The 12,991-nt window shown below is 60.9% G+C and carries 15 protein-coding genes and 1 tRNA gene; 9 read left to right on the forward strand and 7 right to left on the reverse strand.

Annotation, left to right across the window (positions count from 1 at the left end; genetic code table 11):
* Window positions 1-32 precede the first annotated feature (32 nt).
* The 5 genes from JIN84_RS10235 (at window position 33) to cls (ending at window position 5,114) form a co-directional block, all read left to right on the forward strand.
* Entirely contained in the window at window positions 33-1,340 is a 1,308-nt protein-coding gene (locus JIN84_RS10235; protein ID WP_200350952.1) for a SufB/SufD family protein, read from the forward strand.
* 49 nt (window positions 1,341-1,389) lie between these two features.
* Entirely contained in the window at window positions 1,390-2,724 is a 1,335-nt protein-coding gene (locus tag JIN84_RS23390; RefSeq protein WP_200350953.1) for a tetratricopeptide repeat protein, read from the forward strand.
* Window positions 2,725-2,792: 68 nt separating this feature from the next.
* Window positions 2,793-3,230: a nucleoside-diphosphate kinase gene (locus JIN84_RS10245; protein WP_200350954.1), complete on the forward strand. Its 438-nt coding sequence runs from the start codon at window positions 2,793-2,795 to the stop codon at window positions 3,228-3,230.
* A gap of 7 nt (window positions 3,231-3,237) precedes the next feature.
* Entirely contained in the window at window positions 3,238-3,582 is a 345-nt protein-coding gene (locus JIN84_RS10250) for a VOC family protein (protein WP_200350955.1), read from the forward strand.
* A gap of 89 nt (window positions 3,583-3,671) precedes the next feature.
* Entirely contained in the window at window positions 3,672-5,114 is a 1,443-nt protein-coding gene (cls, locus tag JIN84_RS10255) for a cardiolipin synthase (protein ID WP_200350956.1), read from the forward strand.
* Between the two features lie 68 nt (window positions 5,115-5,182).
* On the opposite strand, the gene JIN84_RS10260 is transcribed toward cls, so the two are convergent.
* The 5 genes from JIN84_RS10260 to JIN84_RS10280 all read right to left on the reverse strand — a co-directional run bounded on the left by JIN84_RS10260 (window position 5,183) and on the right by JIN84_RS10280 (window position 8,445).
* Complete coding sequence (locus JIN84_RS10260) at window positions 5,183-5,818, reverse strand: 3D domain-containing protein (protein ID WP_234043424.1); 636 nt, start codon at window positions 5,816-5,818, stop codon at window positions 5,183-5,185.
* Window positions 5,819-6,004: 186 nt separating this feature from the next.
* Window positions 6,005-7,006: an epimerase gene (locus tag JIN84_RS10265; RefSeq protein WP_200350957.1), complete on the reverse strand. Its 1,002-nt coding sequence runs from the start codon at window positions 7,004-7,006 to the stop codon at window positions 6,005-6,007.
* Between the two features lie 12 nt (window positions 7,007-7,018).
* Window positions 7,019-7,453, reverse strand: a complete 435-nt coding sequence (locus JIN84_RS10270; RefSeq protein WP_200350958.1) for a thiol-disulfide oxidoreductase DCC family protein — start codon at window positions 7,451-7,453, stop codon at window positions 7,019-7,021.
* Between the two features lies 1 nt (window position 7,454).
* Complete coding sequence (locus JIN84_RS10275) at window positions 7,455-7,853, reverse strand: hypothetical protein (RefSeq protein ID WP_200350959.1); 399 nt, start codon at window positions 7,851-7,853, stop codon at window positions 7,455-7,457.
* Between the two features lie 70 nt (window positions 7,854-7,923).
* Window positions 7,924-8,445 carry a GbsR/MarR family transcriptional regulator gene (locus JIN84_RS10280; RefSeq protein WP_325099584.1) on the reverse strand — a complete coding sequence of 174 codons (522 nt, stop codon included), beginning with the start codon at window positions 8,443-8,445 and terminating at the stop codon, window positions 7,924-7,926.
* A gap of 135 nt (window positions 8,446-8,580) precedes the next feature.
* Between JIN84_RS10280 and rlmB the strand changes: the two genes are divergently transcribed.
* Entirely contained in the window at window positions 8,581-9,183 is a 603-nt protein-coding gene (rlmB, locus tag JIN84_RS10285) for a 23S rRNA (guanosine(2251)-2'-O)-methyltransferase RlmB (protein ID WP_234043425.1), read from the forward strand.
* The gene (locus tag JIN84_RS10290) at window positions 9,176-9,976 is read left to right on the forward strand and encodes a metallophosphoesterase family protein (protein ID WP_200350961.1); all 801 of its coding nucleotides are present in this window, start codon (window positions 9,176-9,178) and stop codon (window positions 9,974-9,976) included. The genes rlmB and JIN84_RS10290 overlap by 8 nt, the downstream gene beginning before the upstream one ends.
* Before the next feature lie 22 nt (window positions 9,977-9,998).
* On the opposite strand, the gene JIN84_RS10295 is transcribed toward JIN84_RS10290, so the two are convergent.
* Window positions 9,999-10,073, reverse strand: a tRNA-Val gene (locus JIN84_RS10295).
* A gap of 147 nt (window positions 10,074-10,220) precedes the next feature.
* Between JIN84_RS10295 and JIN84_RS10300 the strand changes: the two genes are divergently transcribed.
* Entirely contained in the window at window positions 10,221-10,685 is a 465-nt protein-coding gene (locus tag JIN84_RS10300; RefSeq protein WP_200350962.1) for a hypothetical protein, read from the forward strand.
* Between the two features lie 79 nt (window positions 10,686-10,764).
* Here JIN84_RS10300 and accD read toward each other — a convergent pair whose 3' ends face one another.
* Window positions 10,765-11,595: an acetyl-CoA carboxylase, carboxyltransferase subunit beta gene (gene accD, locus JIN84_RS10305; protein WP_200350963.1), complete on the reverse strand. Its 831-nt coding sequence runs from the start codon at window positions 11,593-11,595 to the stop codon at window positions 10,765-10,767.
* 290 nt (window positions 11,596-11,885) lie between these two features.
* On the opposite strand from accD, the gene rsgA reads away from it, so the two are divergent.
* Window positions 11,886-12,986, forward strand: coding sequence for a ribosome small subunit-dependent GTPase A (gene rsgA, locus JIN84_RS10310; RefSeq protein WP_200350964.1), 1,101 nt, complete (start codon window positions 11,886-11,888; stop codon window positions 12,984-12,986).
* The last annotated feature ends 5 nt before the right edge of the window (window positions 12,987-12,991 follow it).

Consider the following 12,991-nt stretch of genomic DNA (forward strand, 5'->3'; position numbering starts at 1 on the left):
AATCGACCAAATATTCCAGCTCCACTTTTCCCATGCCCGCCGTGCTCGAAAACATTTCCTCACTTCTCGAAACCGCTCCCGCAACACCGGCTTACCTGCCCGCCTGGTTCGCAACCCGCCAGCAGGCCGCCTGGCAGCGTTTCCTCGCCACTCCCGCTCCGAAGCGCGGGGACGAAACCTGGCGCTTCTCCAGCATCAAGCAGCTGGACTTCTCCAGCTTCCGGAAGGCGCCCGCCGCCGGAGTGAACGACCTCATCGCCCGCTCGACCGGACTCGAGGCTCCTGCTGCGAAACTCATTTTTGTGAATGACGAACTGGTGCACGTGGAGTCGCATCTTCCGGAGGGCGTCATCTGCCTCCCCCTTGCTGAAGCGCTCGTTTCCCACAGCGACCTCGTTCAGGCTCATTTCATGAAACAGGAGACGCGTCTCGGTTCCGCCAAGTTCGCCGCGCTGCATGAAGCCTCCCTCACGAACGGTCTCTTCGTTCATGTGTCGGACAAGACCGAGGTGGAAGGAACCATCGAGATCCACCACTGGATCGCGGGTGAGAACACCGTCATCTTCCCGCACACGCTTGTCGTCACCGGGAAGAGCTCGAAGGTCCGTGTCGTCGATATCTTCCGCTCCGCCGAGGACATCCAGCCGGGGCTCGCCATCGCTTTCAACGATCTCTGCGCCGGCCAGAACTCGAAGCTCGACTACGTCGCCATCCAGGCGTTCAACGAGGTCACCCGCGTCATCCAGATCAACGAGACCGCGACCTTCCGTGACGCGTCGGCCACCAGCCTCCTCCTCAACACCGGAGCTTCGTGGGCGCGCAACGAATCCCTTTCCCGCCTCGAAGGGCCGGGTTCGCGTTCGGACATGCTTTCCGTGAGCATTCCGGCCCACGAACAGGAATACGACCAGCGCACCTTCCAGCACCACGTCTCGGAAGGCGCCTATTCGGACCTGCTCTACAAGAATTCGCTCTACGATGAATCCCGTACCATTTTCTCCGGGCTCATCTTCGTGGACGAGGGAGCGCACCACACCGACGCCTACCAGACCTGCCGGAACCTGCTGATGAGCGACACCTGCGAGGCGAACTCCATGCCGGGCCTTGAGATCAATGCCGACCAGGTGAAGTGTTCGCACGGCAGCACCTCCTCGCAGATCAGCGATGAGGAGATCTTCTACCTCCGCGCCCGGGGCATCCCTCCGGTGAACGCCCGCCAGCTCATCGCCCGCGGATTTTCGGTGGATGTGCTGGAGCGTTTGAAAAACGACGAGATCGAGGAACTCGTCCTCAGGTTCATCGACGAGAAATTCGCCCACATCGCTTCGTTCGTCGCTTGAGCGAACTGGCGCGTGGACATCCGGGCGGTGTCTTCCTATGATTGCCGCCGTGAAACTCGTGACGGGCATCGCCTGCATCCTGGGCACCGCGTTGCCCGGGGCGGTCGATCCACGGGTTGAATTCGCGTTCGGCGTGCTGGAGGAACAGCGCGGAATGGATTCCGCGCCGGAGCATTTTGAAAAAGCCCGCCTGGCGGATCCCCTAGCCGTGCCCTTGGTGGAGCGTGGGGTAAGCCGGCGGCTCGAAGCGGGGGACCGGGCGGCGGCGGTGAAACTTTTCCGGGATCTCGCAACCGCCCGCCCGGACGACCTGGAGGTGCAACTGCTCTTTGCCGATTTCCTGACGCAGCAGGGGAAAGGGGACTCGCTCGCTACGAAACTTGCGACCGACGCTCTTGAAAACGCTCTGAAAAAGAACGCCGGGAATCCGCAGGTAATCCAGCGGCTCCACCCGATCTATCAGGCCGCGAACCGGACCGCGGATGCCGCCGCCCTGCTTGACCTGCTCACTCCCGACGATCCTGAATCCGCCTTGCTTTACGCCTCCCTCAGCCGGAGCGTGGTCGAGGGGGAGGAGGATGCCAGACGCGGGAAGCTTGACCGGCACTATCTCTCCGCCACCGCTGCTCATCCGGAGGACGCCACATTGGCCCGCGCGGCGTCGGAATATTTCCGTGAGAGCGGCAGGATGGACCTGGCCGTGTCATTGCTTGAGAAACATGTCGCTGCCGCACCCGCCTCTCTCGGCCTGCGGACCCGCCTGGGGGTGCTCTATTTCGCCGCGCAACAGGATGAAAAGGGGATCGCCACCTTGAAGGAGGTGCTGGAGATCAATCCGCAACAGTCGCTCGCCCACCAGGCGTTGGCGAAGTTCCACCGCTCGCACGGCAATCCGGAGCTCGCCCGTTACCATTCCAGCGAACTTCTCAAACTTCGCGGCGGATCGGCCGATGAATTCCTGAAACTCGGCGAAGAATGGCTTGCGGCGGACGATCCGAGAGCCGCCCGCCTTCTGTTAGAGCGCGCGGTCTTCCAATACCCGGATCATTTCGAACTGTTGCAAAAGCTCGCCATCGCAACCCGCCGCGATCCCGAGACCCGGGAAAATGCCGCGAGACTTTTCCGTGAAGCGGAGGCCGCGCAGCCTGAAACGGTGAAGAATGCCCCGGCTTTTCTTGTCGAGTCGGCGGAGACGCTCATCGCGCAAGGGCAGGGCAAGGCGGCGGAAGAGCGGCTGCGCACCGCGATCAAGGCCTACCCGCCGGATGCGAGGAAGGAGACCGCTTCGGCCCTGAGACGGCTGGCGGAGTTATGGGAAAAGGAAAACCGGAATCTGGACGCCGCGAAGTCCCTGCGCCAACGCGCCGACGGTCTTGACCCTTAGCATTCCGAGGCGTCCCGCTTGCCAAAAGTCTTGCACAAAGCGGGCTCCGACACTAACTCCACCGTCTTATGAGTTCCGAAACCTCCCTGATCCTCTTCAAGCCAGACGCCGTCCAAAAAAACCTCGTCGGCACCGTGCTCGCCCGTTTCCAAGAACAGGGCTTCGTCATCCGCGGTATCAAGATGATGCAGCTCAGCGATGAAATCCTCGCCGAGCACTACTCGCACATCGCCCATTTCCCGTTCTTCCCATCCGTGCGTGGTTTCATGCAGGAAGCTCCGGTCATCGCTCTCGCGCTCGAAGGTGAGAACGTCATCGCCCGCGTGCGTGACCTGCTGGGCCCCACCGACTCCACCGTCGCTCCCGCCGGCACGATCCGCGGCGACTTCGGCTTCAAGGACGGCGACTCGAAAATGCGCAACGTCTGTCACGCCTCCGATTCGGTCGAAGCCGCCGAAGCCGAACTGAAGCGTTTCTTCAAGGAAGGCGAACTCTTCAACTACTGAGAATCCGATGCTCGTCGAACGCGTCAAGTATGTCATCTGGGCGGCGGACTTGGCGCGGGCGGCGGCATTCTATCAGAAAACCTTCGGAGCGGAGATCATCCGCTCCAACAGCCATATCTCCGAGCTGGAAATCGCCGGTGCCGTCATCGGCATCCACGGCGGGGGAGAAGGAAAAAGAACGTGGACCGGCATCAGCCTGCAAGTGGCGAATGTGGTGGCAGGGGCCGCGGAAGTCGTGGCGAACGGCGGCGGCCTTGTCCGCGAGCCACAGGAAGAGGATGGTGAGGCGCCGCATCTGGCGATGTGCTTCGACACGGATGGCAATGAGTTCATGCTCATCCGCAAGCGCTAGAGAAGTCCTCTTGCGTATGTGGGGCCAGGCTCTAGGGTTTCGTCTTGAATATGGGGAATTCCCCGTAGGTTCGAATCACAGACGAAGACATGCTTGCTCCCGATCTTGAACATAACACGTGGCTTGGCTTTGCGGCGGTGATCGCATTTTACGTGGTGGGACTTCTCCACGTTCTCCACGCCCTGATGAACGTACGGACCTCCCAGGGAACCATCGCCTGGGTCATCTCCCTGCTGACCATCCCGTTCGTCGCACTGCCCATGTATTGGCTGTTGGGAAGGACACGCTTCTCCCGCAATATCGGCGGACGGCGGGAGAAGGACGGGCGGCTTGCCAAGCTGGCGGAGAAAATGCACCAGCGGTTGCGCCACTGCGAGGTGGACATTCCTGAGGACGACGCGTTCGAGCGCGCCGCGCAGGAACTCGGCGGACTGCCGTTCACGCGGGGGAACGATCTTGAGCTGTTGATCGACGGCGACGTGACGTTCGAGCGGATTTTCGAAACGATCCGGAGTGCGAGACGCTACCTGTGCGTGAATTTTTTCATCGTGAAAAACGACAAGCTCGGGACGCAGTTCCAGGAGGCCCTCATCGAGCGTGCGAAGGCGGGGGTGAAGGTCTATTTCCTGTTCGACGAGATCGGTTCCCACAAGCTGCCGAGGAAGTATCTGAAGGCGATGAAGGATGCGGGCATCGAATGCTGCTCTTTCGGGATCAACCGTTTCTGGTGGTCGCGGTTGCAGTTGAATTTCAGAAACCACCGGAAGATCGTGGTGTGCGACGGCACTTCGGCATTCATCGGTGGATTGAATGTCGGGGATGAGTATCTCGGCCGTGACCAGCGCTTCGGCGGATGGCGCGACACCCATATGAAAATGGAAGGGCCGGTGGTGCAGGCCGTGCAGATGGTTTTCCTCGAAGACTGGTTCTGGGCGACGAACCAGGTTCCGGACCTGCATTGGGAAACGAGGGCGGAGGCGGCGGACCAGATCGCGGCGATCATTCCCACCGGGCCCGCGGATCCGTTGGATTCCTGGCAGCTCATCGTCGCGGAAGCCGCGAACACCTCGCGGAAGAAATTGTGGATCGCCACGCCGTATTTCGTGCCGGACGAGGGGGTGCTCACCGCCTTGCAGGCGGCGGCGATCCGGGGGGTGGATGTCCGGATCCTGATGCCCGAGCGGGCGGATCACCTGCTGGTCTGGCTTTCCGCGTTCTCCTACTACGAACAGTCGATCCCTTTCGGGGTGAAGTTATACTGCTATCAGAAGGGATTCCTCCATCAGAAGGTGATGCTCATCGACAGACGTCTGGCGGCCGTGGGCACCGCGAATCTGGACAACCGGTCCTTCCGCCTGAATTTCGAGATCACGGGATTCTCCACCGACCGGAAATTTGTCAGCGAGGTGGAGTCGATGCTGGTGACGGATTTCACCCACTCGCGTAAGGCGGAGGTGGAGGACATCACGGGCAAGCCGTTCCTGTTCCGTGCGGCGTGCAGGGCGGCGAGGCTGCTCGCTCCGGTGCAGTGACGGTGTTTCCGCTCCATGAAAAAGCCCGCTCGTTCACACGAGCGGGCTCTTGAAAAAGTCTCAATGAATCACAGCTTGGCCATGGTGACCAGGTCGGGACGCTGGCGCACGATGTTCGCGAGCATCTTCTTGCAGTGGTCGTAGTTGGTGCGCTTGCTGAGAAGTTCGGCACTGCGGGTCATGGAACCCCACTGGACGACGGTCATCTCGACCGTGCGGGTGCCCCACTGGTTCATGATATCTTTGGAAGGTTTGTAGATATCGATGGTGCCGGTGCCGAGAAGCGCGGAGCCGTAATCGTCCACGACGTAGAGATAAGGCAGACCCTTGATGCGGAAGGTGGTGCCGACGGGGTAGAAGGACCAGTCGGCGGCGGCGCTGCGGACACGGTCGGTGTAGCGGAGCGTCGTGCCGGTGGCGTTCTTGTTGCCGTAGATGAGGTGGTCGTCCTCGCTGCAGGTGTAGGCGGTGGTGCGGACGATGCGGGTGCGGTCTGCAAACGCGTAAACCGGCATGGAGTGCTTGTCGCGGGGCTTGCCTGCCGCGGCTGCAACAGTGACGGAAGAGGCCGGGGCGATTGAGAAGCTTTCGCGGCCGCTACCGATGGATGACTTGGAGATGAGGTTGGGTCCCGTATTGCCGCAACTGGTGAAAAGCGCCGCCACGAGGGCGAGTGCGGTAAGGGAGAGGGATCGATAAATCATGCTTTGGGATGGGGATAATCTTCAGCTGGCGTCAACAAACGCGTGCCTCCCATAGCCGTCATCGACTCCTGGGGCAAACTGAAAAAGCCGTTTTTAGGAAAACTACATTGTAAAACCATTGATAATCAATGATCTGAATTGTGGATTTGGAACAAAAAAATCATGAAATTTTTGAAAGGCTCCGGGTTATCGGGTTCCAATGGGGAGCCAAACACGTGCGCCGGCGCTCCTTCCGGACGGTGCGCGGAAGAACCCTTCAAGCCCGCGGCGGCCTTCCAGATTGGCCACCGCACCCGCCGCCCGACTCCACCGCCAGCGGAATCCCGCGTCCCGCAGGCGCACGGAATCCACCCAGCGGCTTTTCAAAACGAGCTCGATCTCGGAACCCATCAGACGAGCGCCTATTTTCAACATCCATTCCGCCGCAGGCAGTCCCAGCGGCATGCCGACCACTTCACGAAACACGCGCATCCATTCACGATTCGTGGGAAAGTCCGGGGCGGTGACGTTGATGGCACCGTCGAGAAACGGATCCGCGATGACAAAATCCACCGCACGGAGGAAATCCTCCATGTGGATCCAGCTGACGCGCTGGTTTCCGCCACCCATCGCGCCACCGAGGCCGCGGGCGGTGAGTTTGCGAAGGACGTCGTAAACGGTGCCTTCCTCATTCGCCAGAACCATGCCGATCCGGAGCGCCAGCTTGCGCGTTTTCGCAGGGACCTGGGCTTGGAAAAACGCGTCCTCCCATGCTTGCGCCACCTCGCAGGAGAATCCGTCGCCCGGTTCGCCGAGCCAGTCGTCCTGCGGTTTGTCCTCGGCGTGGCGGTACCACGTCGCGGTGCTGGCATTCAACCAGGTCTTCGGCGGTGTTTTGCAACCGGCGATCGCCTGGCCGATGACGAGTGTGGCATCCACCCGCGATTGTTTGATGAGCCCGCGGTTTTTCTGCGTGTAGCGGCAGTTCACACTATGGCCCGCCAGGTTGATGACGGCCTCCGCTCCTTCGAGCGCGAGCGCCCATGGACCGATGGTTTTACCGTCCCATTCGAGGAACATTCCATCACCGCTCCATCCTTCACGATCGCAGGCGACGGCGACCACCTCCTTGCCACTCCTTGCGAAGTGGCGGCTGAGATACCGGCCGAGGAATCCATTGGCTCCGAAAATGACGATGACTGGGTTCATGGGAAAAAAGAGTCAGAGTTTGCAGGTGCCGTCCGCGCAGGCGGGATCGGGACTGGTGGGAAACGCGGCGGCGACATCCGCGTCGGTGCGGAGTTTCAGCAGGCGGGAAAGGGTCAGGCGGTTTTCCGAGAGCAGATGCACCGCTTTTTTGACGAATGGCTGGAATACCGGGTCCGCCAGGTGAAACGCCCAGTGGCGGTAGCGCACCGTGGTCCACAGGCAGGTCAGCCAGGCGGCGCTGCCCTGCCACCAACTGCCATCGTCGGCGAGGACCACCACCTCACGATCCGCGCCGATTTCCCGCAGCCCGGGAAACCGCCGGGCCGCCTCCGGTGTGTCGTAGCCGAGAAACTCGACGGCCACCTGTTTCGGCTGGGCTTCGAGCCAGATGCGGAATTTCGCGCATAACCCGCAGCGGGGATCGTAGAAGATGGTGAGTGTCTTCATGTCAGGCTTTGTTGGCGATGTGGCCGGTGGGTGGCAGCGGAGGCGGTGCTTGGTCCCACGTGGCGCGTTTCCGCATTTTCGTGAAGACGTAGAGGTTGAAGAAGTGCATGACGCCGAGGACCAGCAGCACGACCCCCAGCTTGCCGCTCAGCGCTTCGAAGATGCCGCGCACCTCCAACACTTCATTGGCGATCTTGAGGTAGAGCGCGACGAAGCCGAAGTTGACGAGGTAGAATCCCATCACCAGAAGCTGGTTCACGCTGTCGGCCAGGGATTCGTTCCCATGAAAACAATCGACCAGGAAGATCCGGCCGTTCCGGAAAAGGTTGCGTGCGACCCAGATGGTCAGCGGAAAGGCGATGGTGAGATAAATTCCATAGGTGATGACTGTGGCGTTCATGTTTTTATCTTTCTTTGTTTTTGTTAATTCCGAGTTTTCAGTAAAATATGAAAACAAACGGGAAATTTTTTTAGCCGAGAATCTTGGTCGCGAGTTGCACGGCGATTCCGTGTTTCATGGATGCGACGCGGTCGGACATTTTCGAAGCGAAACTGACGAATTCCTCCAGCGCGCGCATTTGCGCGAAGAAAGCCTTACCTTCCGTCGTGGAAATATCGCGGGTCTCCTCCGCGCATTTGTGAACAATGGCCAGCGCGGGGTCGATCTCCCGGCGTTTCCGCTCCCGGGCGATGATGGTGAACATGGTCCACACGTCCTTCTCCGCTTCGAAGTATTCCCGGCGTTCGCCCTTTTTCACCACCACCCGGAGCAGGCCCCAGGCGACGAGTTCCTTGAGATTCGTGTGGGCGTTTCCGCGGCTGATCTGCAGTTCGTCCATCACCTCGTCGGTGGTCATCGCGACAGGCGAGGTCATGAGGAGCGCGTGAATCTGGGCCATCGTGCGGTTGATGCCCCACTGCGTGCCAAGCGCGCCCCATTGGGAGACGAATTCGTCCTTGGCCTGTTTCAGTTTGGCGGCTTCCGCGTTCACGGTTTTCAATAAATACTGAAAACTCGAAAATGACAAGCGATTTTTGAAAAAGAGATTCCTCATTTGATGCCGGCATCTCTCTTCAGATGTCATCGCGCTCGACTCCGTGGTCCGGACTGTTTCAGGATTTCCTCCATGAAACCGCGTTTCTCCGCGCCTCACGGCGGAAATAACAAACAAGCCCGCGAAAACCGCCACGTCCAGACGGTGGAAACCATCACGCCATCGCTGGATGAGGATGACCTGATGGCGATCGTCGCGGAGCAGAAGGAGCCTTTCATTCTCATCCTCGACTGTGTGCAGGACCCGCACAACCTCGGAGCCATCCTCCGCACCGCGGACGCCGCCGGCGTGCACGCCGTGGTCGCGCCAAAGGACAAGGCGGTCGGCATCACCGAGACCGTGCGGCGTGTGTCCGTCGGGGCGGCGGATCACGTGCCCTTCGCGCAAGTCACCAATCTCGCCCGCACCATGGAAAAGCTGAAGGCCGCCGGTCTCTGGCTCGTCGGCACGTCGGACCATGCGACCGCGAAGTCCATCTACGATCTCGATCTGAAGGGTCCGCTCGCCATCGTGCTGGGAGCGGAGGAAAAAGGCATGCGCCGCCTGACCGAGGAAAATTGTGATTTTCTCGCCTCCATTCCGATGGCGGGAAAGGTCGAGTGCCTGAACGTCTCCGTCGCTACCGGTGTCTGCGTCTTCGAGGCGGTGCGCCAGCGCCGGGTGGCCCATGAATGAACCCGTCCGGGTTCTCTCAGATCTCCATCTCGGCCACAAGGTCTCGCGCATCCGTGAGGTTTCCACCCTGCGACCGCTCATCGCCGGAGCAGGGACCGTCATTTTCAATGGCGACACCTGGCAGGAACTCGCCCGTGTTTATTTCCAACATTCGTCCGCCATGCTCGCGGAGCTGAAGGAACTATGCCGCGAGGAAGGTGCCGAAGCGGTTTTCCTCCCCGGCAATCACGATCCCGGTTGGACCGGTCCCGGCTGGGTGGAACTGGCGGGCGGCAGGATCATCGTCACCCATGGTGACGCGCTGCTCTTCGACGGCTCACCGTGGAAACGCGAGATCCTCGTCAACAACGGGCGCGTGAAGGAGCTATGGGACCGGTTTCCCCATGCGCATGAAGACATCGGTCAACGCCTGGAGGTCGCCCGTGCCGTGGCCAGCGAACTGCGTTCGGTGGAATACCCGAGCGGACGCAAGTTCATCCTCCGTGCCATGGATGCGGTGTTCCCTCCCATGCGGGCGGTGAAAATGATCGAGTCCTGGCTCACCCAGGGGACGGAGGGGGACAAATTCTGCGCCAATTATTTTCCGAATGCGGAGATGCTCGTCATCGGCCACTTCCATCACCGGGGAAGCTGGTTGAGGAACGGCCGCCGCATCATCAACACCGGGTCGTTCATGCCGCCGGGTCGATCCCACTGGGTCGAGTGGAATGATGGCTGGCTCAGCCATGGCGTGATCGAGGAATCCTCGGGGATTTGGCAAAAAGGAGAAACGCACGAGGTCTGGCGCTTCTGAAAGCCCTCCACATGGAGGAAAATGGTACACGAGGACGGGATCGAACCGCCGACCAATCCGGTGTAAGCGGACCGCTCTACCGCTGAGCTACTCGTGCACGGCAGGTGCGCAAGCTGCCGGAGGATTTTGCCAAGATCAAGCGAAAGATCCGCGGGCTTCCGATCATTCCCGTTCCTTTCATATTTTCCATTCCGCTCATGCGGGCTTGCGGCCAACCCCGCCCGGTGGTTGTCTCCCCGCACGAATGCATTTGCGCCTCTCAGATCAGGAACTCGCCACACTTGTGGAAATGGTCAGCCTCGCGGCGAACGTCGCGTCATGGAACCAGAAGGAATCCGCGAACGACCAGGTCACAGCATTCGAGAATCTTGAAAGCAAGATCCTCGAGAAAGCGGGCCATTCCGGCTTGGGCGATTGGATCGAATTCGACGAGGAAACCCAGCGCTTCCGCGTCAAGGCGGACAAGGAGGAAGGCCTGTTCTATCACGAGTGCTACGAGGAGTTCCGTAACGAAAGTTTTTGGGACGAACTCGCCGTGCGCCTTTCGGACCGGGATCTCGCCCGCGCCATCGGCTTCGATGTCTGGGAAAAACTCAGCGAGGAAGAACGCCGCGCCCGCACCGTCGCTTGGGAGAAGCGTTACTGGGAGGAGTTTTCAAAGCGCGGGGTCGAGCGGGTCGTGGTGGTGACTCCGCCGGGGGAGGGGTGATCTCCCGGATGATGGTAATTTGTTCCCAGCCGTCTTGCTGCGATCCAAAGCGAGGTGACGCCACGGCTCCCCGAATTTCTCACTGCGGCATCATGTACGCCAGCAGGCTGCCAAGCCGCTCCCGCAGTTTCGTCCGCGGCACGATGGCGTCGATGAGGCCGTGCTCCAACATGAACTCCGCCGTTTGGAAACCGGGCGGCAGGTTCTGGTGGGTCGTTTCCTTGACCACGCGCGGGCCGGCGAAACCGATCATGCACTTCGGCTCGGCCAGGTTGATGTCGCCGATGGTGGCGAAGGAGGCGGTCACACCGCCGGTGGTCGGATGGGTCAGCAGCGAGATGTAAGGCAGCTTCGCTTCGGACAGGCGGGCCAGCGCGCCGCAGGTCTTCGCCATCTGCATCAGGGAAAGCATGCCCTCCTGCATGCGTGCGCCGGAGGAGGCCGAGACGATGATGACACCGCGTTTTTCCGCGATGGCGGTCTCGATGGCGCGGGTGATTTTCTCGCCGACGACGGAGCCCATCGATCCGGCGAAGAATTTGAAATCCATCACCGCGATCATCGCCTTCTGGCCGTCGATCGTGAGACGGCCGGAGATCACCGCATCGTCCAGACCGGTCTTTTCCCGCAGTGCCGCGGTCTTCGCTTCGTAACCGGCGAAGCCCAGCGGATTGGCGGAAACGAGGCCCGCTTCCGTTTCCTCGAACGATCCCTCGTCCGCCAGCATCGCGATGCGCTCGCGTGAATCGATGAGGAAATGGTGGCTGCAATGCACACAGACGTGGAGGTTCTGCTTGAGTTCGAGCGTATGGATCAGCGCGCCGCAGTCCGGACATTTCACCCAAAGTCCTTCGGGCATGTCTTCACGTCGGTCGAGGCTGCGCAGGCGGGGTTTGCTGAAAATACCCATAAAATTTGAAAGTTGCTGGAGATCGGGAGGCGTCGTGTCGGACCGCTCGCGACCGACACGCTAGCGACGGCGTTCCCCCACGACAACCCCCTTTTGAAAGTTCTCTGCCGGAAAATGGCGGATTTCCCCGGTGGGTCGGGGGCCTGGAAGGCGGACAAACCGGAATTTTTCTTTTCGAGCCGGGGTGGCTTCCGGGCGCCGGAGGCGGAACCGGTCCGATGACACCGTTCTGGAATCACTTATGAACGCAGGAATCGACAGCCGCCCGTCTTGCGCTAGATTGGGCGCGGATGACCTTGAAAGAACTTGGATGGAACGACGATTTGGAAAAAGCCCACGCGGCCTTCGCGGGAAAGGGCTGGATCCCCGCGCGGCTGATCCGCGAGACGGTCATCAACTACGGCGCGTTCATCAAGGGGGGCGACGAAATCGACGTCGTGCTCTGCGGCCGGGTCTGGCATGAGGCCGCCTGCGACGCGGATCTGCCTGCCGTGGGCGACTGGGTGATGATCGAGCTCGGCGATGAAAACCATCCGTCGGTCATCCGGGCGATGCTGCCGAGACGGACGTGTTTCTCGCGGAAGATGCCGGGCAACAGCAGCCAGGCGCAGGTTATCGGGGCGAACATCGACATCGTCACCGTTGTCACGGACGCGGGGGCGGACTTCAACATCCGCCGCATGGAGCGCTATTTCATGCTCATCGGCCGCAGCGGTGCGAAGGCACTGGTTCTGGTGAACAAGTCCGACCTCCTTCCCATCGAGCAAAGCCAGGCCGCGGCGGCGGAGATCGCGGCCCTGTGGGACGGTGCCAGCGTGCACGTCACCAGCGCGGTGAGCGGGCAGGGGCTCAAGGTGCTCAAGAAATACATCAAGAAGGGGACCACCATGTGCATCGTGGGCTCCAGCGGGGTTGGAAAGTCCACCCTGGTGAACCAGCTCTATGGTGACGACTGGCAGTGGACCGGCGAGGTGAACGAGATCACCGGCAAAGGCCGCCACACCACCACCTCCCGCGAGCTCGTCCCGCTGCGGAACGGCGGCATGCTCATTGACAACCCGGGCATGCGCGAAATCCAGATGTGGACGGATGAGAGCACGCTGCGCGACAGTTTCGCGGATGTCACCGCGCTCGCCGCGGATTGCAAGTTCTCGGACTGCAGCCACCGCAAGGACGCGAAATGTGCCATCCGCGCCGCCGTGGAGGCGGGTACGCTCGACGCCGGGCGTTATGAAAATTTCCTCAATCTCGAAAACGAGATCGCCGCGCTCAAGAAACGCTCCGAGAAGCGCCAGATGGCCGTCGAACGCTGGGCGAAACGCAACAGCGTGAAGGCCCGCAATCTGGCGGACCGGATCCAACTGGAAAAGGACGACCGCGGCGACGTGTGAGCAAG

The sequence above is a fragment of the Luteolibacter yonseiensis genome (assembly GCF_016595465.1).
GTDB classification, from domain to species: Bacteria; Verrucomicrobiota; Verrucomicrobiia; order Verrucomicrobiales; family Akkermansiaceae; genus Luteolibacter; species Luteolibacter yonseiensis.